This window comes from Neobacillus sp. SAB-20_R2A (assembly GCF_049568635.1).
Lineage (GTDB): Bacteria > Bacillota > Bacilli > Bacillales > Cytobacillaceae > Neobacillus > Neobacillus citreus.
On sequence record NZ_CP145895.1, the window covers coordinates 4,287,847 to 4,308,593 of the forward strand.

The 20,747-nt window shown below is 44.3% G+C and carries 24 protein-coding genes and 1 pseudogene; 8 read left to right on the forward strand and 17 right to left on the reverse strand.

Features of this window, described 5'->3' with window-relative positions; translation table 11 throughout:
• Positions 1-21: 21 nt before the first annotated feature.
• The 10 genes from V5M37_RS20965 to V5M37_RS21010 form a co-directional block, all read right to left on the reverse strand.
• The gene (locus tag V5M37_RS20965) at positions 22-1,212 is read right to left on the reverse strand and encodes a D-alanyl-D-alanine carboxypeptidase family protein (RefSeq protein WP_423799000.1); all 1,191 of its coding nucleotides are present in this window, start codon (positions 1,210-1,212) and stop codon (positions 22-24) included.
• A 122-nt stretch (positions 1,213-1,334) separates the two neighbouring features.
• A complete protein-coding gene (locus tag V5M37_RS20970; RefSeq protein WP_423799001.1) occupies positions 1,335-2,639 on the reverse strand; it encodes a pyrimidine-nucleoside phosphorylase in 1,305 nt (434 codons plus the stop codon).
• 26 nt (positions 2,640-2,665) lie between these two features.
• Positions 2,666-3,484 carry a purine-nucleoside phosphorylase gene (locus V5M37_RS20975; protein ID WP_423799002.1) on the reverse strand — a complete coding sequence of 273 codons (819 nt, stop codon included), beginning with the start codon at positions 3,482-3,484 and terminating at the stop codon, positions 2,666-2,668.
• A gap of 33 nt (positions 3,485-3,517) precedes the next feature.
• Positions 3,518-4,702 carry a phosphopentomutase gene (deoB, locus tag V5M37_RS20980; protein WP_423799003.1) on the reverse strand — a complete coding sequence of 395 codons (1,185 nt, stop codon included), beginning with the start codon at positions 4,700-4,702 and terminating at the stop codon, positions 3,518-3,520.
• 264 nt (positions 4,703-4,966) lie between these two features.
• Positions 4,967-5,860 (reverse strand): site-specific tyrosine recombinase XerD, encoded by an 894-nt coding sequence (gene xerD, locus V5M37_RS20985; protein ID WP_423799004.1) that lies wholly within the window; start codon positions 5,858-5,860, stop codon positions 4,967-4,969.
• Positions 5,861-5,864: 4 nt separating this feature from the next.
• Entirely contained in the window at positions 5,865-6,092 is a 228-nt protein-coding gene (locus tag V5M37_RS20990) for a YqzK family protein (protein WP_213120295.1), read from the reverse strand.
• 111 nt (positions 6,093-6,203) lie between these two features.
• Positions 6,204-6,695 (reverse strand): Fur family transcriptional regulator, encoded by a 492-nt coding sequence (locus tag V5M37_RS20995; RefSeq protein ID WP_423799005.1) that lies wholly within the window; start codon positions 6,693-6,695, stop codon positions 6,204-6,206.
• A 111-nt stretch (positions 6,696-6,806) separates the two neighbouring features.
• Positions 6,807-7,448, reverse strand: coding sequence for a stage II sporulation protein M (gene spoIIM / locus V5M37_RS21000; RefSeq protein ID WP_423799006.1), 642 nt, complete (start codon positions 7,446-7,448; stop codon positions 6,807-6,809).
• Between the two features lie 592 nt (positions 7,449-8,040).
• Positions 8,041-9,207, reverse strand: coding sequence for an endonuclease Q family protein (locus V5M37_RS21005; RefSeq protein ID WP_423799007.1), 1,167 nt, complete (start codon positions 9,205-9,207; stop codon positions 8,041-8,043).
• Positions 9,207-9,758, reverse strand: coding sequence for an NUDIX domain-containing protein (locus V5M37_RS21010; RefSeq protein ID WP_423799008.1), 552 nt, complete (start codon positions 9,756-9,758; stop codon positions 9,207-9,209). Before V5M37_RS21010 ends, V5M37_RS21005 begins: the two co-directional genes overlap by 1 nt.
• A 74-nt stretch (positions 9,759-9,832) precedes the next feature.
• Between V5M37_RS21010 and mciZ the strand changes: the two genes are divergently transcribed.
• Together mciZ and V5M37_RS21020 are read left to right on the forward strand one after the other, a co-directional pair.
• Complete coding sequence (gene mciZ / locus V5M37_RS21015) at positions 9,833-9,964, forward strand: Z-ring formation inhibitor MciZ (RefSeq protein WP_423799009.1); 132 nt, start codon at positions 9,833-9,835, stop codon at positions 9,962-9,964.
• A 64-nt stretch (positions 9,965-10,028) separates the two neighbouring features.
• Positions 10,029-10,940 (forward strand): aldo/keto reductase, encoded by a 912-nt coding sequence (locus V5M37_RS21020; RefSeq protein WP_423799010.1) that lies wholly within the window; start codon positions 10,029-10,031, stop codon positions 10,938-10,940.
• A 27-nt stretch (positions 10,941-10,967) separates the two neighbouring features.
• On the opposite strand, the gene V5M37_RS21025 is transcribed toward V5M37_RS21020, so the two are convergent.
• Complete coding sequence (locus tag V5M37_RS21025; RefSeq protein WP_423799011.1) at positions 10,968-11,219, reverse strand: YqkE family protein; 252 nt, start codon at positions 11,217-11,219, stop codon at positions 10,968-10,970.
• Between the two features lie 106 nt (positions 11,220-11,325).
• Entirely contained in the window at positions 11,326-12,513 is a 1,188-nt protein-coding gene (locus V5M37_RS21030) for an acetyl-CoA C-acetyltransferase (RefSeq protein WP_423799012.1), read from the reverse strand.
• Positions 12,514-12,640: 127 nt separating this feature from the next.
• On the opposite strand from V5M37_RS21030, the gene V5M37_RS21035 reads away from it, so the two are divergent.
• The 3 genes from V5M37_RS21035 to V5M37_RS21045 all read left to right on the forward strand — a co-directional run bounded on the left by V5M37_RS21035 (position 12,641) and on the right by V5M37_RS21045 (position 14,757).
• A complete protein-coding gene (locus V5M37_RS21035) occupies positions 12,641-13,546 on the forward strand; it encodes a hydroxymethylglutaryl-CoA lyase (protein WP_423799013.1) in 906 nt (301 codons plus the stop codon).
• Between the two features lie 61 nt (positions 13,547-13,607).
• Positions 13,608-13,748, forward strand: coding sequence for a hypothetical protein (locus V5M37_RS21040; RefSeq protein WP_423799014.1), 141 nt, complete (start codon positions 13,608-13,610; stop codon positions 13,746-13,748).
• Positions 13,749-13,836: 88 nt separating this feature from the next.
• A complete protein-coding gene (locus tag V5M37_RS21045; RefSeq protein WP_423799015.1) occupies positions 13,837-14,757 on the forward strand; it encodes an alpha/beta hydrolase in 921 nt (306 codons plus the stop codon).
• Between the two features lie 21 nt (positions 14,758-14,778).
• On the opposite strand, the pseudogene V5M37_RS21050 reads toward V5M37_RS21045, so the two are convergent.
• Positions 14,779-15,105, reverse strand: a pseudogene (locus V5M37_RS21050) (iron-sulfur cluster biosynthesis family protein).
• Positions 15,106-15,255: 150 nt separating this feature from the next.
• Here V5M37_RS21050 and V5M37_RS21055 point away from each other — a divergent pair.
• Positions 15,256-15,462 (forward strand): CDGSH iron-sulfur domain-containing protein, encoded by a 207-nt coding sequence (locus V5M37_RS21055; RefSeq protein WP_213120283.1) that lies wholly within the window; start codon positions 15,256-15,258, stop codon positions 15,460-15,462.
• A 42-nt stretch (positions 15,463-15,504) separates the two neighbouring features.
• Here the strand turns inward: V5M37_RS21055 and V5M37_RS21060 are convergent, their stop codons facing one another.
• Both V5M37_RS21060 and V5M37_RS21065 read right to left on the reverse strand, forming a co-directional pair.
• A complete protein-coding gene (locus tag V5M37_RS21060) occupies positions 15,505-15,840 on the reverse strand; it encodes a YolD-like family protein (RefSeq protein ID WP_213144954.1) in 336 nt (111 codons plus the stop codon).
• Between the two features lie 131 nt (positions 15,841-15,971).
• Positions 15,972-17,231, reverse strand: a complete 1,260-nt coding sequence (locus V5M37_RS21065) for a DNA polymerase thumb domain-containing protein (protein WP_423799016.1) — start codon at positions 17,229-17,231, stop codon at positions 15,972-15,974.
• 159 nt (positions 17,232-17,390) lie between these two features.
• Between V5M37_RS21065 and V5M37_RS21070 the strand changes: the two genes are divergently transcribed.
• Entirely contained in the window at positions 17,391-17,582 is a 192-nt protein-coding gene (locus V5M37_RS21070) for a YqzH family protein (protein WP_423799017.1), read from the forward strand.
• Positions 17,583-17,617: 35 nt separating this feature from the next.
• Here V5M37_RS21070 and V5M37_RS21075 read toward each other — a convergent pair whose 3' ends face one another.
• Together V5M37_RS21075 and V5M37_RS21080 are read right to left on the reverse strand one after the other, a co-directional pair.
• The gene (locus tag V5M37_RS21075) at positions 17,618-18,412 is read right to left on the reverse strand and encodes an SDR family NAD(P)-dependent oxidoreductase (RefSeq protein WP_423799018.1); all 795 of its coding nucleotides are present in this window, start codon (positions 18,410-18,412) and stop codon (positions 17,618-17,620) included.
• Positions 18,413-18,447: 35 nt separating this feature from the next.
• Positions 18,448-19,410, reverse strand: coding sequence for an MBL fold metallo-hydrolase (locus tag V5M37_RS21080; RefSeq protein ID WP_423799019.1), 963 nt, complete (start codon positions 19,408-19,410; stop codon positions 18,448-18,450).
• Between the two features lie 488 nt (positions 19,411-19,898).
• Between V5M37_RS21080 and proC the strand changes: the two genes are divergently transcribed.
• On the forward strand, positions 19,899-20,738 hold the full coding sequence (proC, locus tag V5M37_RS21085; RefSeq protein WP_423799020.1) for a pyrroline-5-carboxylate reductase: 840 nt from the start codon (positions 19,899-19,901) through the stop codon (positions 20,736-20,738).
• Positions 20,739-20,747: the final 9 nt, after the last annotated feature.

A 20,747-nucleotide genomic window follows, 5' to 3' on the forward strand; every position in this document is an offset into this window, starting at 1 on the left:
TTTTGCGATTCGACATTCCCCTTATTTTCCAGCCTTTGTAAACATGCCGAAGGAACGTTTATAAAGGGTCCACCAACCTGCCTCCTGGACAGTACTTTTGGCAACCAGAGGACTTTCCAAAACCACCTTGCCATCTTTAATTAGCTTAATGGTTCCTACTCGGTCACCTTTTTGAACGGGAGCCTTTAGTTTCTTCTCAAGAGTTATCTTTTGCTTCACGTCCTTGGTCTTTTCTCCCTTTTTCGTTAGAAGAGAAAGCGGCTCGCTTGTTACAGCCTTGACTGTTTTGTCCTTGCCTTTACTTACTTTTGCTTCACCAATGGTTTGATTTCTTTTGTATACTGGATGTGTTTGATATTGGCTGAACGCATAGTCAAGCATTTTTGTGACTTGGGCATTGCGGTCCTTGGATGTTGGAGCCCCAAATACTACAGCAATGACTCGCATTCCATCCTTTTGTGCAGTTGCTGTTAAGCAGTATTTTGCTTCAGCCGTAAATCCAGTTTTTAAGCCATCCACTCCTGGATAGAAACGAACTAATTTATTTGTATTAACCAGCCAAAATTTTTTATCCGTATTTTCACGGAGATAGGCTTCATACATTCCCGTGAATTTCGTAATGTCTTCATATTTCAATAATTCTTTTGCCAATACGGCCATGTCATGTGCAGAGCTATAATGACCGCTTTCTGGCAGGCCAGTGGTATTTTTAAAGAAAGTTTGCTTTAAGCCTAGTTCCTTTACCTTTGCATTCATCATGTCAACGAATGCTTCTTCGGAACCGCCAATTCTTTCGGCCATCGCAACAGAAGCATCGTTACCTGAACCGATGGCAATCCCTAGCAGCATTTGCTTGGTGGTCATTTCTTCGCCCGGTTCAAGAAAAATTTGCGAGCCTCCCATTGAAGCGGCATACTCACTTGTGCGGATTTTCTCATCCCACTTCAGTTTTCCTTTGTCAATCGCCTCCATGATTAATAACATGGTCATGATTTTTGTCATGCTAGCAGGAGGTAACTTCTCGTTGCCATTTTGATCATAAAGAATCTTTCCGGTATCTCTTTCCATTAAAATAGCGGAACGGACACCCGTGACAATCTCAGTCCCTTGCTTTTCCTCCGCTTTTTTCTCCTCCGCCGCAAAGGCATGAGGCCCCCCTAAACTTGTAAACATAAATAGCATAACTATTAAATAGACTAAACGACGCTTCATCACAAAACCCTCCAATCTTTATAGCCAACATTTTTTCCAAAATTACCAACTTTATACATAAAAAGGTGTCAGGCACCACGTGAAAATTTCACATGGTGCCTGACACCCGTCTAAGACTTTATTTATTCCGTTATTTCTTCGTATATGAGGGTCGGTGCTTCTACTTTGGATGAAGAGATTTTAATATTTTCATAAAGCTTTTCTGATACTTCTTTGATGTCTTCGAAATTGCTATAAATGGTGACTAGGGATTCACCTTTGTTTACCTGGTCGCCGATTTTCTTTCTGAGGACGAGGCCAACTGCGAGGTCAATCACAGATTCCTTTGTTGCCCGGCCTGCCCCGAGAAGCATGGCTGCGGTCCCTACTTCATCAGCAACAATTTCGGAAACATAGCCGTCCTCTTTGGCTTCCAGTTCAAACGTATATTTTGCCTGTGGCAGCTTTTCCGGATTATCGACTACAGTTGCATCTCCGCCTTGGGAGCTTAAGAATATCTTTAATTTTTCAAGAGCCGACCCGTTTTGGATTGCCTCCTCCAATAAGGAGCGCGCTTCTTTTAGTGACGGCGCCTTTTCTCCTAAGAACACCATATGGCTGCCTAAGGTCAAGCACAGCTCTGTTAAATCCTCAGGACCTTCACCCTTTAAGGTGTCAATTGCTTCTTTTACTTCTAAAGAGTTTCCGATGGCAAACCCGAGTGGCTGGCTCATATCGGAAATCACCGCCATGGTTCGCCGGCCGACCTTGTTGCCGATCCCGACCATCGCACGAGCTAATTCCCTTGAATCCTCAAGGGTCTTCATAAATGCTCCTGCTCCTGTTTTCACATCAAGAACAATCGCGTCCGCACCAGCGGCAATTTTTTTGCTCATAATCGAGCTGGCAATCAACGGAATGCTTTCAACAGTTCCCGTTACATCTCTCAGCGCATACAGTTTCTTATCAGCAGGCGTCAAATTCCCGCTTTGACCAATGACAGCAATTTTATTTTTATTCACTAGCTCGGTAAATTCCGAACTGTCAATTTCCACATGGAAGCCAGCCACTGATTCTAGTTTATCAATGGTTCCCCCAGTATGCCCCAACCCGCGTCCGGACATTTTCGCAACCGGAACACCGACTGATGCCACAAGTGGGCCGAGAACTAGTGTTGTCGTATCGCCCACTCCTCCAGTTGAATGCTTATCGACTTTGATTCCCTCGATTTGCGATAAGTCAATCTGATCACCTGATTTCACCATCGCCATCGTTAAATCAGCCCGTTCCTTTTCCGTCATACCTCGAAAAACAACCGCCATGGTAAAAGCACTTACTTGATAATCAGGGATGGATCCCTCGGTATAGCCTTGAATGATAAAATTAATCTCTTCTGTAGACAGTTCATGTCCGTCACGTTTCTTCTCAATCAAATCAACCATTCTCATTTTTATTCACCACTTTACCATCAAAATTAAGCAAGACTCTTTACAATTTCTTTAATATACAAAAGGAAATTTGCTTTTACTTTTTCTGTTGTTTCGATAACCTCGTCATGGGTTAATGGCTGGTCGAGGATCCCCGCTGCCATATTGGAAATGCAGGAAATGCCGAGCACCTTCATGCCGCTGTGACGGGCAACGATAACCTCCGGCACAGTTGACATTCCAACCGCATCCCCGCCAAGGGTGCGAACCATTCGGATTTCAGCAGGTGTTTCATAAACGGGTCCGGGATTTCCAAAATAAACACCTTCCCTCACATCAATATTTAAGCGGGAAGCAATCTCCTTAGCGATTGTCCGCAATTCCTTTGTATAGGCTTCCGACATATCTGGGAAGCGGACACCGAAATGGCTGTCATTTGGCCCAATCAGCGGGTTTGTGCCCATATTATTTATATGGTCGGTAATAATCATTAAGTCGCCCGGCGTAAAGCTTTCATTTACCCCACCGGCGGCATTCGTGACAATTAAAATCTCGACCCCCAGCTCCTTCATCACTCTTACAGGAAAGGTTACCTTATCCATGCTATAGCCTTCGTAAAAATGAAACCGGCCCTGCATCGCAACAACTTCTATTCCGTTAAGCAAACCAAACACAAGCTGTCCGGCATGGCCTTCAACAGTTGAAACTGGAAAATCGGGAATTTCGTTATATGGTATTTTGAACGGCTGCTCGATTTCCTCTGCCAGTACACCGAGACCTGATCCTAGAATAAGACCTATTTTCGGGACCTTCTCATATTTTTCTTTTAAAAAGCTGACTGCCTTTTGAATATTTTCGTAATCCATCCTCATTCTCCCTTTTTAGAAGCATTCATTTCATTATTTTAATTCGTTTAAGAAGCTTTTCCCATAGTTCGGCATTTTCACGTTAAAGTTCTCAGCAACGGTTGCGCCTACATCGGCAAAGGTATCACGTAAAGGAAGTTCACGGCCCGCTTGTTTACCTTTTGAGTAGACAAGAAGTGGCACATATTCACGGGTATGGTCTGTCCCAGGGGCGACAGGGTCATTTCCATGGTCCGCCGTAATAATTAACAGGTCATCTTCCTTCATTTTGGCGAATACCTCAGGAAGCCGGGCATCATATTCCTCCAGGGCACGCCCGTACCCTTCCGGATCACGGCGGTGGCCATACAGGGCATCAAAGTCAACTAGATTTAAAAAGCTGATGCCTGTGAAGTCCATATCAAAGGTTTCAACCAATTTATCCATCCCATCCATATTCGAAACTGTTCTTAATGATTTGGTTACACCTTCACCATCAAAAATATCGGATATTTTTCCAATTGCTATCACATCAAAGCCGGCATCCTTTAATTCACTCATGACGGTTCTGTCAAAAGGCTTTAAGGCATAGTCATGGCGGTTCGGCGTCCGTTTAAAACTGCCCGGTTCTCCTACAAACGGTCGGGCAATGACTCTTCCAACCATATATTTCTCATCCAGGGTTAATTCACGGGCTATTTTACAAATACGATATTGCTCCTCAATCGGAATAATTTCTTCATGGGCCGCAATTTGCAGGACGGAATCGGCCGATGTATAGACGATTAATGCACCTGTTTTCATATGCTCCTCGCCGAGTTCATCGATGATTGCCGTTCCGCTTGCCGGTTTATTGCCGATGACCTTTCTTCCTGTCCGCTGTTCAAGATCCGAAACAAGCTCCTCTGGAAAACCATCCGGGAAGACGCGGAAAGGTGTCTTGATATTTAAACCCATGATTTCCCAATGCCCTGTCATGGTATCTTTTCCATTGGAGGCTTCCTTCATTTTTGTATAAAAGGCAAGAGGTTTTTCCGCCTTTTGAATTCCTTTTAGTTCACGAATATTACTCAGACCTAGCTTCCCCATATTGGGCATGTTGAGCCCATTCATTTTTTCCGCGATATGTCCAAGCGTATCGGCCCCCTTGTCGCCGAATTTTTCGGCATCAGGGGCTTCACCAATACCTACGGAGTCCATTACGACAATAAAAATACGTTTATATGTATTAGCCGTCATTTTACTCTTTTCCTCCTTAATTGTTCAACGGATATGGCCGCCTGTTAACTGGCCACACAGCATTGACAACGTTTTCACATCTTCTAAAAAAGAAACAATTCACAACAATATGTTGTCCTATTTAGGCTCTATTACTCTAAAAAGCAGCCGAGCATTCGTCGGAAGTCTGACCTCCTTTATTTTACTAAATGCAGGGAAAATTACAAGGAAAAAGCTGCCCGTTTTTTCGGCAGCTTATGACATTTGTATGACTCTATCAATCTATTAAGCTCTCGGATGAAATTTTCGATAAACATCAGTCAAACGAGGCTTCGTAACTTGAGTATAAATTTGTGTTGTCGAGATATCAGCATGGCCGAGCATTTCCTGGACGGCCCTTAAATCAGCCCCATTTTCAACCAAGTGGGCTGCAAAGGAATGACGCAGTGTGTGCGGTGTTAGCTCTTTATCAATACCTGCTTCAAGCGCCAATTTCTTTAAAATCTTCCAAAAGCCCTGACGAGAGAGGCGCTTTCCTTGATGATTTAAAAATAAGGCATTATCAGCATGTTTTAAGGAGACAAAATGGGGTCTACCCTGGTCAAGATAGTGTTTGACGGCATCGGCAGCCGTTTTGCCAATTGGGATGATCCTCTCTTTATCCGCTTTGCCCCTGCAGCGGATAAACCCCATCGTCAATTGGACATGCTCGATATCCAAGTCAATCAGCTCGCTGACGCGAATTCCTGTTGCATAAAGAAGCTCAAGCATAGCCTTGTCTCTTAAACCATAATGATCATTGGTTTTAGGAGTATCTAACAGCTGTTCCACTTCCTTTAGGGTTAACACCTTCGGAAGCGACCGTTCCATCCGCGGTGTTTCAATCTGCACGGTAGGGTCATCCTCAACCACTTTACTTCTTAATAAAAACTGATGAAATGCGCGAATGGAAGCAATGTGTCTTGCCAATGTCTTAGCAGACTTCCCCTGCTCCTTCAAAAACTCCAAAAAATGAATGATATGTACCCGCTGTACATCATTTAATGAAGGAATCAGTTCTACCTTGTTTAAATAGTCCAGGTAGCTTTTTAAATCGCGCTCATATGACAGCAATGTATTTAGGGCCAGTCTTTTTTCAACGCCCATATATTGCTTGAATTCCTGTAAATGCTGTTCCATTGCCTTACTCCCCATTTAAATAAAAAAATATCAGCCGGTCTACTAGAGAAGAATCGCTTTCGCTCATTGTATTTGAGACCTTAAGCGCCGTTCCTTCGGGTTCGTCATAGCGGTGATAGTTTTGATATTCTTCAGATACCCACATGATACCATAATAAAAAAGAATCGTGCACCCTGTGAATATGATAAATACTTTTACGGTTTGCAGAATGATTTTCATAAAAGAGAGCATGTTACGTTCCCCCAAAATAGTTTTCTATTAACAAGGTATGCCAAAATGGACAGGTTTTATACCTTGCTGCATCAGGTTTTCGCATGCTTATAAAAAAAGAAAAAGCCCTTTTCATTCAAAGGACTGTTTGATTTTATGCTGTTTGGGTTGTTCTTCATCTTTGACTTTATCCTGGCAGCGATGGCAGATACCATGAAAGGTAAGACGATGGTCTTTTATTTTAAAATTCCATCTCTTTTCTACCACTGCTTCGACATCTTCAAGTAAGTCCTCCTGAATTTCACTAACAGCACCACATTCGATACAAACAAGGTGGTGGTGAAAATGGGCAGCACCTTCCTGACGAAGGTCATAACGGGAGACACCGTCACCAAAATTTATTTTATCGACAATTTTTAACTCCGTTAATAATTCTAAAGTCCGGTAAACAGTTGCCAAGCCTATTTCAGGCGATTTTTCTTTAACGAGGAGGTACACATCTTCCGCGCTTAAATGATCCTCTTCATTTTCTAATAAAACTCTGACGGTTGCTTCACGCTGAGGTGTTAGCTTATAACTTGCTGAATGCAACTGCTTCTTTATTCTCTCAATTCTAGTTTCCATCCTGAAGCCCCTCCCACGCCACTGTTAATTCACATTATAACAGATAGGGAAGGAGATTCAAAATAAAATTATTATAAAGTGGAGTTTATATATATTATTATTTAATAATAATTATATACTAATTGAGGTAATCATTGTTTTCATCAGCCATGGCGATAAATATGCTTCAACAATTGACGCTGCTGAAATAAACACGACTGCCGCGATGAGGGCGAAAATATATCCCTTCAGTAAAGGCGCTAAAGGCTTTGCATACTGCTTCATAAATTGCTTCTTAATCATTCTCAATGAAAAAATGACTGACAAGGCCGCCATGATAATAAAGACTGGGATGATAATTAAGTTTTGCGGCAGAATCGAGGAGACTGCCAGCAGAAACCCTTTCCAGCCCATTTGGCTGACAAGGAACCCAACTGTAAAGCCTACCACCATTCCTTTGACAAACAGAAGAATGAGAATAACAGGAAGCCCGATAATGGAAATTCCCAGAATCCAAATTAATCCTATGAATTTACTATTATGAAGGAAGCTTTGCAAGAACAAATCGCTATTCTCGCCTGCGTTTTCTGTGGAGACTTGTCCAAAGAACTGCGATAAATAATAGAATAAATCTTCCTTTTGCGTAAAGCTCATACTATTGACGACGATTGCTCCAAAAATAACCCCCATAAAAAACAGGACAACAATAAATAAGAAAATTGAGGAATGCTCACGGAAACTTACTGCATTGGATGGGTACAAACGTTTTTTCATTTGCGGTTCCTCCTGGCATTTGCTAATGATTAATACATTCTATGCCAGTCTAGTTTTTCTATGATTAAAATTGCTAGATTCCATAAAAAATTCAGTTTTTTAATTAGAAAAACTATTTTATAACTTTAACAGCCAAAATTCTTAAGGTATTTGTGCTGATAGAACTTTTTATAACAACCGGGTATATGTATTTTTAGACATTCGGTCGTTATGAGCTCTTCATAACGACCGAGCGCTTGGTCTTTTCTGCCATTCGGGCGTTATGAACCCTTCATAACGACCGGGCACTTGGTCTTTTCAGCCGTTCGGGCGTTATGAGACCTTTATAACGACCGAGCGCTTGGTCTTTTCAGCCGTTCGGGCGTTATGAATCCTTTCATAACGACTGGGCACTTGGTTTTTTTAGCCATTCGGGCGTTATGAACCCTTCATAACGACCGGGGGCTTGTTTTTTTCAGCCGTTCGGTCGTTATGTGCTCCCCATAACGACCGAGCACTTCATATTTTCAATCGTTCGAGCGTTATGAATCCTTCATAAAAGAGAGCTCGCCTATTGGCGAGCTTAATAGATAGTTCATATGCGCTGTCGCAGTTATTGATCCGCAATTTTTCCGTACTTTCCCCCGCCGCCAGCTGCAAGGTTTATTTTTCCTTCACGTGCTTTCATAATCAAGTCCGCAATTTTTTCAGGAACGACCTCTTTTAATGCTTCAAAAGGAACCTCGTGTAAAATGGCCATTTCGCTTCCGAAGTGATTGACGAGTTTTTCCAGCATGCGCGGTCCTAGGCCGGGGATAAATTCGAGCGGCACCTGATGAACATAAGGCGGGCGTCCGGGCGGGCTCGTTTCGGCAGTTTTTAGTTCAAGGATTCGGTCAGCCACTCCTTTAATGATTTTGCTATGACCACACAAATCACAAATTTGGTCATCTTCCTGAAGCGGATTCAGACACTCGGCGCAAACGGTTTTATGGTATTTGCCGAGCAGGGGATCCAGACCGAAGTTAGCAATTACTTTACGCCCATCCTCACCCTTTAAGGCCTTAAACAGTTCCTTAAAGGTTGGTTCCTCCATCGCCACCACCTGATACTCACGGGCAATTTTTGCCAGAGAATGGGCATCCGAGTTAGTCACAAACGTATAATTGTGCAGTTCGCCTAACTGGTCAGCCATTTGTGTGTCAGAGCTTAGGCCCAGCTCAATTCCGTCAATCTTGTTGGGGTCGAGAACCTCTGCGAGAGACTTTTTAACCCCTTTTCCATATAGGCTTTTAAAAGGTGTAAAAACATGAGCCGGAATAAAAATGCCGCCCATTTCTTTGACCTTTTTCTGCAGCTCCATGCCGGTGATATAAATCCTTTGCGAGCTGAGCTGGATATTTTTCAAATGGCCCGACAGCCAATTAGAAAAATCTCTCATAACAGCGAGTGTTGGGAAATAGCAAAGAAGATGAATCGGGCCGTGGCAGTTTTCATCATAAATTTCCAATTCCGAGCCCGGAATGACGGTCAAGTCGCCAAATATCAAGCCCCCATCCTCATGCTCGTAAACCTCTCCACTTTGAATTAAGCTCTCCATTTCCAAAATGACTTCCGGAGAATGGCTGTCAATGATTCCGACCATGTTTAGCCCTTTTACATGGCGTGCATGTTCAATAATATTTGTAAATGTAAGAGATTTGGCCCCGGTTATTTTAACAGGCTTGCCCGTCCAGGTCCGGCCAATATGAATATGTAAATCCACATAATAGCGGTTCATTATTTATTCAACGCCTCTTGTAGTTGTAAGTATTGGACTGCGTAAATCGTTTTTGCGTCATAAATCTTTTGTTCTTTCACATATTGAAGGGCTTCTTCCAGCGTCAATTCTTCCAAATTGACAAACTCATCCTCATCAAGGGCTGCGGAATCTTCTTTTTTCGTTAAGCCTTTTGCGAGGTAAACATGGACAATTTCATCGGCAAAGCCCGGCGAGGTAAAAAAAGATGTAAGCAACTCAAGGCTTTCGCACACGTAGCCGGTCTCTTCCTCCAATTCCCGGCGGGCGCAGCTGGCCGGTTCTTCGCCTTTTTCAAGCTTGCCAGCAGGAATTTCCACGATGGTTCGTTCAAGTGCTTTACGATATTGCTCGACCATGATGATTTTATTTTCAGGGGTGACGGCTAAAATGGCTACCGCCCCTGGATGCTTGATAATTTCCCGCTTTGATGTTTTTCCGTTCGGCAGTTCTACTTCCTGTAAGTGAAGGCTGATGATTTTCCCTGAAAAGATTTCTTCGCTTTTAAGTGTTTTTTCCTCAAGCTTGCTCATTATCGTCAACTCCTGTTCTAGTCCGGTTCATTCACGTCATACATTTTACCATACTTGATTGGGAGGCGTATGGGATGAAGGTGTATGTGCATGAAAAGGGGATTATCCTTGTCGGCAAAGGCTGGGAAGTACTGCAAAAGCTAAAGGAATATCGGAAAGAGTTTGAGAATGTTTCCGACTGGGTGCAAAACGTCAAGCCAAAATAGATCCTGTTGTTTGTAGTCTCCCCCGTTCTTGATTAAAATTATAGAAAGATGAGGGGGGATTTTTTTGAAGAAGCGAAGGTTGGGCAGATCTGACTTGTATGTGACGGAACTTGGACTTGGCTGTATGTCAATTGGAACTGATGAAAAAGCGGCTCAAGAAATTATTGAAGCGGCTCTTGAGGAAGGGATCAATTATTTCGATACTGCGGATTTATATGATTTTGGGGTTAACGAAGAAATTGTCGGGAAGACGTTGAAAAGTGTCCGCGAAAAGGTGATTATCGCTACGAAGGTCGGGAACCGCTGGAAGCCGGATCATTCTGGCTGGACGTGGGACCCCTCGAAGGTCTATATCAAAGAAGCGGTGAAAAATAGTTTGAAACGGCTCGGAACAGATTATATTGATCTCTATCAATTACATGGCGGCACGATTGATGACCCGATTGATGAAACAATAGAAGCTTTTGAAGAACTAGTTTCTGAAGGAGTGATCCGCTATTACGGAATTTCCTCAATCCGTCCGAATGTCATCCGTGAATATGTGGAGACATCACATATTGTTTCGGTGATGATGCAGTACAGTATCCTTGATTGCCGTCCGGAGGAAGAGGCATTGCCGCTATTGGCTGAACATGGCGTGGGCGTTGTCACACGCGGACCGCTGGCCAAAGGGCTGTTGAGTGACAAGCTGCTAAACAAGGCTTCAGGGAAAGGGTATCTCGATTATAGTTTAGATGAATTGAGTGAGGTTTTGCCTCATTTGAAGGAAAAAGTGGGGGCAGGCCGTTCATTTACAGAAGTTGCGTTGCAGTATAATCTAGCTCATCCTGCGGTCGCCTCGGTTGTGGCGGGAGCGAGCCGCGTGGAACAGATTCGAAGCAATGCTGCTGCAGTTAGAAGTCAGCCGTTGACTGATGAGGAGGTTGCGGTGATTAAAGAGTTGACTAAGGGTAGTGTTTATTTGGAGCATCGGTAATAAATAAGGAGAGCATCCGCTCTCCTTTTATTTAAATTCCTTCCAATTCATGCCGCTCTCATTTAACAGCTCTTCAAAGGATTTGTTCTTTTCTTTCAATCTTCTTTCTTCCCGTTTTCTCTGCTCTTCTTCCTCGCGTTTTCTATCTTCTTCTGCCTTGAGCTGCTCCTGCTGCTCTTTTAACTTTTTTATTAAATCGGGATTCATCATATCTTTAAGCGTTACTGCAGCATTGTCTTTCTTCGGCTGACGTTTAGGTTGTTGTTGTTTTTTCTTCATAGGTTTGATGCTCCTTCAAAAACTACTTTTATTCCATTATACAACCTACTATTTCGAAAATCATATAAAAAGCAGGCTCCCTCATAGGTCAGCCTGCTTTACTCTATTACGCCATTTCCACGACCGTTGCCACTCCTTGGCCGCCGCCAATACACAGTGTGGCAAGTCCTAACTTGGCATCTCTCCGCTTCATCTCATGGATAAGTGTAACCAAAATTCGCGCCCCACTTGCACCAATCGGATGCCCAAGTGCAATCGCACCGCCGTTTACATTCAAGATTTCCTTGTTAAAGTGAAGCTCACAGTCCACTGCCAGCGACTGTGCCGCAAAAGCTTCGTTTGCTTCGATTAACTCAAGCTCTTCCAAGGAAACAGCAGCCTTCTCTAACGCTTTTTTCACAGCCGGAACCGGGCCAATTCCCATGATGCTTGGATCTACTCCAGCGCTAGCATTTGCCTTAATCGTTACAAGCGGCTTCAAGCCTAGTTCATCCGCCTTTTTTCTGCTCATTACCACTAAAGCTGCTGCGCCGTCATTAATACCAGATGCATTTCCCGCTGTTACCGTACCGTCCTTTTTAAACGCAGGACGCAGTCCAGCCAATTTTTCCACAGTGGTACCCTTTTTCGGATATTCATCCACGGCAAATACAACCGGCTCACCTTTTCGCTGCGGAATCACAACCGGAACGATTTCCTCTTTAAACCGTCCTTCTTCTATCGCCTTCACTGCTTTTTCCTGACTCCATGCGGAAAATTCATCCTGCTCTTCTCTTGTAATCGAATATTTTTCCGCTAGGTTTTCCGCTGTGATCCCCATATGATAGTCATTGAATACACAAGTAAGTCCGTCTGATGTCATCGTGTCAACCAGCTTTTGGTCACCCATTTTAAAGCCTTCGCGGGCATTTTTTAATATGTACGGTGCCTGACTCATATTCTCCATTCCGCCGGCGACCACAATTTCCGCATCTCCTGCCAAAATAGCTTGTGCCGCTAAGTGCACAGCTTTTAAACCTGATCCGCACACTTTGTTAATAGTCATCGAGGAAACAGTTTCTGGAATTCCTGCATTAAACGCCGCCTGCCTAGCCGGGTTTTGCCCAAGGCCAGCCTGAAGGACATTCCCCATAATCACTTCATCGACCTGCTCCGGTTTCACTCCTGCCTTCTGAAGTGCCTCCTTGATGACAACTCCTCCTAATTCAGGCGCACTTACACTTTTTAATCCACCATTAAAACTGCCAAGCGCGGTTCTGACAGCGCTAACAATTACAACTTCGGTTTGACTCATGACCTCTCCCCCTTATGGAATTTCTCACCTTATTTTAACACAGAAAATTACCATTTTTGTTAAAATTCTTGCTTTTAAAAAATCGACCCCGTTACAATGGAATTATGACAGGACGAGGGGGAACGAAATGCTGACTTTACCGAAAAAGGCAACCATTATTGAGGTTGGGCCGCGCGACGGCCTGCAAAATGAAAAATTGTTTGTGCCGACAGAAATTAAGAAACAATTTATTGCTGCCTTGAGAAACGCGGGACTTAAAGAAATGGAACTGACCTCCTTTGTATCGCCGAAGTGGGTGCCGCAAATGGGCGATGCAGAGGAAATTGTGGCCGACAGCCTTGCTGATACAACTAGAAACATTGTCCTCGCCCCAAACCGCCGGGGAATCGACCGGGTCTACTCCACCGATTGTCAAGCCGTCGCTGTGTTTGTCGGCGTTAGCAATACGTTTAATCAAAAAAATATCAACAAATCAACTGTTGACAGCATGACTGAATTAAAACCGATTATTAAAGAGCTTAAGGAAAAAAATTATTTTGTCCGTGCCTGCATTTCAACTGCTTTTTATTGCCCATATGAGGGTAAAATTGAAGAGGAAGAAACATTGAAGCTATGCCGTGAATTTGTCGAGGCCGGTGCCGATGAACTAAGCGTTGCCGATACGATTGGAATGGCCGCGCCACACGAAGCCTACTCGTTATTTTCAAAAATTAATGCGGAGTTTAAAGAAACCCTTATTACTGCCCACTTCCATGACACCAGAAAACTTGGGCTGGCTAATATCCTTGCTTCTCTCCAAGCAGGCGTAGACCGCTTTGATACATCTGCCGGCGGGCTGGGCGGATGCCCATTTGCCCCAGGTGCAAGCGGAAATACAGCAACAGAGGATGTCGTCTACATGCTCGAGCGGATGGGAATAGATACAGGAGTTGATCTCCAAAAGCTTGTCGATGCCATTGAAATCGTCCGTCCCCATATCTCCAGGGAAATCACAAGCGGCTATTTCAGTCTTCATAGCCAAACCGTCTCGTGAATAAATGCCCCTGTGTTTAAGCATCTTATAGATGATAAGACCATTGAAGGGAGATTTGTTCATGAGCCAAAAGCGCGATAAAGGAAACAGCATGCAAGGGAAAAACTACGCAGACTCTGCAGGAGGCGGCAAGCGGATGATTGCTGCAGAAGAAATGGAAAAAGCCCTTCATCCGACAAAGCGCCAAAACGCAGAATCATAATCATGCCTTTCATTCAAAGCCGCCCATTAGATGCTGCGGCTTTTCTTATGTTAAAATATGGATTACCAACCATCTGGAGGTGCCAAATTTGAAGAAGGCCTTTCGAACCCTGTTTATTTTGTTATTTTTTTGGCTTGCGATCGGTTTGTTTTTTACCAACCGAATCATGTATATGAAGAAGAAGGATGAGGATTTCATTTTAAAGCGGGAAAAGGAGGCGGGCAGGTTCAATCCCGATGAATTTGAGTCCCTGCCTAAACGAGATGTGGATATCCCCTCTCCGTTCGGCTATGCGATTAAAGCCTTGCTAGTGGAACCCCATCAGACCAATCGCTATGTGATCATATCGCACGGCGTAACGGAAAACAAAATGAATTCAGTGAAATACATGAACCTGTTCCTCGAGCGCGGTTTTAATACCCTGATTTACGACCATCGCCGCCACGGGGAATCCGGCGGCAAAACCACGAGCTATGGCCATTACGAAAAATTTGATTTAAAAGCAGTGGTCGACTGGCTGAAACAAGAAAAAGGATCGGACTTGCTACTCGGGATTCACGGAGAATCGATGGGGGCGGCAACGATGCTGCTGTATGCCGGACTCCTTGAAGATGGGGCCGATTTTTACATTGCAGACTGTCCATTTTCTGACTTTAAAGATCAGGTGGCCCATCTCATTAAAAGGGATTTTAAGATTTTTCCAGGGCTGCTGCTTCCGATTGGGGATGCTTTCCTGCGCCTGCGCGATAAGTATTCCATCCGCCATGTTTCACCGATTTCGGCTATCGAAAACATCAAGCATCCGGTTTTATTTATCCATAGCCAGAAGGATGATTATATTCTGCCATCGATGACCCATGATTTATTCGAACAAAAAAAAGGCCCGAAAATGCTTTATATTGCAGAGGAAGGCGTCCACGCCCAATCCTTTAACGAAAACCCGGATGACTATAAGCGGGTCGTGGATGAATTTTTGGAAAAATACGTCCTCCATGCCTACCCATGCTAAAAACAGACTGTCCATAATGGATCAGTCTGTTTTTATGACGAGGCTCATCCTTCCGTTCAGGATTTGCTGCGGACTTTTTAACTGAAAGCAATTGCTGGCTGTCGAAAAATCAATTTTCATTTGCTCGTCGAAGAACACCATTTTGTGTTTTTCGATATACACTGGCCTGTCATTCGTTTCAATTTCAACTTCAGTATCGTCTAATTCGCCTGTGAACCACAGAGCGGCAACACCACTGACTGCTCAGCCGCAGCCATCCGTATCGTATTTAAGCTGTAAATAGCCTTCACGTCCCGCTGTCCGCTCATTGATTTTTTTGGCAGCCTCTTCGGTTATGATGATTTCCACGTTTAACACTCTCCTCATTTAGGCATATGATGATTGTAGCATATGTTGGTTTGGGCTGTTTTTATTTTGCTCGCCACCATTTGGTTGCATTTCCCTATTAAACCAGTTATTCTCATGGATAATAGAATATTTTTTAAAGGAGTGCTTCGGATGTCAAAGGTTACAATTAAAGTTAACGATAATGGGTCACTTAGAATTACAGGCGATGTGGAATTGTTGGATGGCGAGGGGAATGTGTATACAACAAAACCTTCCTTTTCTCTTTGCCGGTGCGGAATGAGTAAAAACAAACCTTTCTGCGATGGTTCGCATAAAGGAAATTTCGAGTCTCAGGTTCGGGTGCCTAAGGAAGAATAAATAAGGTGAAAAAAGAGCGGCTTTCTAGTTGGAGTCGCTCTTTTATATGTCCGTCATTCGAACGTCGGCAATAGTATCGATGGGAATTCGATGTACTTCTTGAAAGCGGTCAATCACATGCAGCCTGTGCGCGATTTCGTTCCAATAATGGATTTTTCCAATGACAATTTCATAATTTCGGTTCCGATAATGGGTAATTGTCACGTACTGGTCAAATTCGATGGCTTCTGCCAAGATTTCGTTCATGAGCTCAAGCTGCTGCTCATCCATTTCTTTCTGCTGTTCATACTGATCTTCCTTTACCCAATCCCTGAGCATTTTCACATGCTCAGGCAGCATCATCGACGTCCATTTAATTCTGCCACGGTCGCGAATCATTTGCCTCGCCTTCTTTCTCTAGTCTTTATTCGCGGATAGCGTCTTTTTACTTGCGGATAGCGTCTTTTTACTTGCGGATAAGCCCTTCTTACTTGCGGATAATCCGCTTTTACTTGCGCAAACCAGTTATTTTACATCTTATGCCCGCCCACAAGCGTGGCCCGGTGCTTGGCAGTTCCTCCAGCGGTATAGGAAACAGCACGCAGGAGAGAGCCCGGGCCAAAGCGTCTGCGGACGGAATCAACAACATAGCCCAGCTCACGTCGTTTATAAGCACCTTGGTCAAACAGATCAATCTGAAGCTCGCAGTCGTCCTCAATATTGCTAAGCGCAATGGAAATCTGCCGGACGGTTTTGCCGTTATAGTGCTCGTGAAATAGTTCGAGGCAGACGCGGTAAAGGTCCATCGTCACATTGGTCGGCTGCTGAACGGTTCTCGAGCGGTTAAAGCCGCCGCCGAATTCATCCTGGCTGTAGCTGACGCCAAGGCTGACCGTCCGCCCCGCCTTCCGCCTTGTTCTCGCTCGCTTGGCAACCTCCTCACACATCTCCAAAATGACATGTTTAATTTCCTCTTCGTCTTTATAATCCCGCAGCAGGATTTGGCTTTTTCCAAAGCTGATCTGCCCCTCGATAATCGGCGCGCCCAAATCGGAAAGATCGACTCCCCAGGCATGATGATAAAGCTGATTGCCCATGATGCCGAATTTCTTCTCCAGCTGTTCTAAGTCATAGCGGGCGAGCTGACCGACTGTGAAAATGCCCATGCCGTTGAGCGTTTTTTCAACCCGCCTGCCGATTCCCCACATTTCCCGAAGCGGCGACACCTTCCAAAGTTTTGTCTGCACATCATCATAGGTCCACTCGGCAACCCCGTGTTTCTTAGCCTCTAAATCAAGACAGAGCTTTGCCAGCAGCATATTGGGGCCAATTCCGACCGCGCATGGGAGCTGGAATTCCCGCTCAATATCGTCCTTTATTTTTTTTGCAATCGTCTGGGCATCACCCCACAAATGCAGGGCGCCGTCCACTTTAATAAAGCTTTCATCGACGCTGTAGGTGTGAATGGCTTCCTTTGGAACATAGCGGTTAAACACACGGGAGATTTCTGTTGAAATACGTAAATAGGTGGCCATTTTCGGTTCGACCAGCCGAATTCGCGGATCGTTTGGAATTTCAAATAGCCGTGAGCCCGTCTTGATGCCAAATTCTTTTTTCAATCTTGGGGAAGCGGCAAGCACGATGCTCCCCTGCCGTTCTTTGTCGCCGACAATCGCAATGTAACAATCCAGCGGGTCAAGCCCCTCCATGACAGCTGAACAGCTGGCATAAAAGCTCTTCATGTCGACACATAAAATTTTATTGTGCGGTAACGTGTTGTAATCAACCATGATTATCCCTCACAGTTTCAAAATTCGAACATTTGTTCTTCAATATTATATCTATTATCTTAAGCGAATATGCGTTCGTATTCAATGGAAATTTTTTAAGGCTTACCAAATATGGCTAAAGTGCAAAAAAGCGATATAATGAAGGTGAGGTGCATGTGAATGGATAAAAAGCTGATTGTGAAAATGATCAAGAATTGTTTTAAACAGTATTATGAGGCGGATTCTTCACCGATTGGCGATAAAGAGTTGGAGGAGTTGGTTACTCGGATTCTGCAAACGAAAGACGAAGACCCCACTGCCGATTTATATGAGGTTGTAAATGATATGGTGTATGATTATTTAACTGGCTAAAATAGAAAAAGCCCCTAATAAAATAGAGGCTAAAACTACTTCTTATTCAGCATCTTCTTCCCAATCCGCTCAAACAACCGCGGAAACAGTACATAAACCACGCTGCCCATGTTCATCCAGCGCGGCAGGTTGATTTCCCGTGTTTTCGTCAGCATGCTGTCAACGACTTTCTGGGCCACATACTCCGGCTGGAGCATGAATTTTTGGACGTTTTTTACATAGGTGCCCTGTTCATCGGCGATGTTAAAAAAGTTCGTGGCAATCGGGCCTGGATTCACCGAGGTTACCTGAATGTTGTAGTCATCAAGCTCCATCCTTAATGCATTCGTATAGCCAAGCACCGCATGCTTAGTAGCCGAATAAACACTTGATTTCGGGGTGGCAATTTTTCCAGCCTGAGAAGCGATGTTGATAATATGACCAAATCGTCGCTCACGCATCCTAGGCAAGACCATGCTCGTGCACGCCATCAGCCCGACAACATTCACCTCAAACATGCCCTTCACTTCATCAATCGATGCCTCATGGGCTTCACGAAAAACACCAAACCCGGCATTATTTACAAGAATGTCGACACGGCCGAATCCCTTAAAAATTTGCTCAAAAACCTTCTTCACTCGATCCGTATCCGCTACATCCAGCTGAAACACTTCAACCTTGGCAGAATACCTTTTTTCAAGCTCTATCTTAAGCTGCTGGAGCTTATCGATGCTCCTGGCCAATAAAACGAGATTGGCGCCGCTCGCGGCACAAAGTTTCGCAATTTCCGCTCCAATTCCACCGGAAGCACCAGTTATGACAATATTTTTATCCTTCAATCTTCCGTTCATCAATAAAACACCTCATCAGGGTCATCCCACCCGCCTTAAAGATTGGCGTAATAAAGAACGGGATGAGTATCTTTACTACTAATTTCTCCGATGGATGCCAAATAGTCAAGCTGGGCGACGGTTTCCGATATCGTCAGCATCAATTCACGTTTATAAACACTCGGGAATAGCCGTTTGCAGATTTCAAAAACGGTCAGCTGTTCTTCCTTCAGCCAGCTGTTGACCGTCATCGCACGTTCATGCTGACGGATAAGCCGTTTCTCAACAAGCTCTGCTAATTCGTAGACATCTTCGCCGTGCCCGGATTTTACCACCTGAATCGGATACGACAGCAATTTTTGCATCGAATGATTATGCTGCAGCTGAGGCTTTGGCCGCTCCTTTTGGCCTGGTGCCGGCGGTTCGAGCAATGGATTTGGGGATATATGAGCGATGATCAAATCGCCGCCAATCAGAACGCCATCCTTTTCCCGATAAAGGGCAATCTGGCTCTGGGCGTGCCCTGGTGTTTCAATGACCTGCCATTCCGACAGGCCCAGCGGTCTCATCCCTTCCACAAGCTGCCCAGTCAACGGACGATTGCATAAGAATTTATGGCCTTCCCTGAAAAAAGATGTCAACGGAAAATACTCATTTGGCAGCCCAAACTCTTCAAACAGTTCTTTGAAAAATGCCTCTTGTTCCTGTAAAAATGTTTCCGCTGGTTGAATCCAGCGCTCATTCAACGGATGACCGTACACATCAAGTTCGTCTGGAAAAAAATCAAGCAGACCGCAATGGTCCGGATGGTGATGGGTAAGGATTACCTGTTCAATATTTTCCGGTTGCAATCCTAATTCAGCCAGCTGCTGAGTAAGGGAGTTCCATGCTTTTTCGGTTTTCGGTCCTACATCTACTAGGGTCAGCCGTTCCCCTTTTATTAAATATACATTGACATCCCCGACTGGAAATGGGGTCGGCAGTGACATTTTGGCAACACCGTCTTTCCATTCTGTCATCTGAAAAACTCCTAACGTTATTTTTGAATAAAGAATAATTATGCATGAAGTATGATAGTTATGTATTGTCTTATAATAAAATAAAGTGTACCGATTTTTTTTACCATTGTCATTATTTTTACATAACTTTTTCGAAAAAACAAAAAATTGGCAAATTTATCTCTTGACAGACAAGCCATTTTTCCTGCATAATCACTATTAAAATTTGATTCGTTGACATGCAATGAGTAAGGCCAGTAGATGGAAAACGGCGAAAGAGAGTGAAGTCCGGAGGCTGAAAGACTTCACCGCCCTCTTGAACATCGAACCTACCTTATGAGCATTTAGGCAAACCTAACGTATCCCGGCGTTAACGGTGTTGAGTAAGCCCAACTGCGAAAAATAGCAGCCGGCAAATGAAGGTGGTACCACGGAAGCTAAGACCTTTCGTCCTTTACGGATGAAGGGTCTTTTGTATTTTATTCACGGTGAAAAGGGGGAATTTTTTCATGAAAAAGATGGCGATTATCGGTGCGGGTTCGATGGCGGAAGCCCTTATTTCAGGAATTCTGGAAAATGGTTTAATGGACCGGAGAAATGTTTGGGTGACCAACAACTCAAACCAAGAAAGATTAAATGACTTGGAGAATCGTTATGGTGTTGTTGGAACGTACGATTTAAATGCTCTTTTTTCAGGGGCGGACATTGTCATGCTGGCGATGAAACCGAAGGATGCAGCGAGTGCAATCGATTATATTCGTGACCATCTGCGTGGTGAAATGCTGATTGTATCCGTTCTTGCAGGTGTTTCGACGGAATCAATTGAAGCGCTCGCCGGAAAGCCACTATCCATTGCAAGGGCAATGCCAAATACATCGGCAGCAGTCGGGAAATCCGCAACGGCGATTGCCGTTAATGCTCGTGTTTCAGAGGAACAGCTTGAAACAGCCCGACAGCTTTTCGGAACCGTCGGATTGGCGGAGTTTGTAGAGGAAGTCCAGCTTGATGCGGTAACAGGCCTGTCCGGAAGTGGCCCAGCCTATATTTATTACTTAATTGAAACGATGGAAAAAAGCGCGGTTGAAATCGGCCTGGAAAAAGAAATGGCGAAGCAGCTGATTGTGCAGACGTTAATCGGCGCCGCAGAAATGGTCAAAAACTCTTCCAAATCACCGGAGCAATTACGCCGGGAAGTGACAAGCCCTGGCGGAACCACTGAGGCAGGCATTCGTGTCCTTGAGGAAAACGGCGTGCAGCAAGCGTTCATTTCCTGTATTAAAGCTGCGGCAGCCCAATCTAAAAGAATGGGAGATGCCTTGTGCAGCCAGCTGCAGGTTGGGAAACGTTAGGAAGAGACT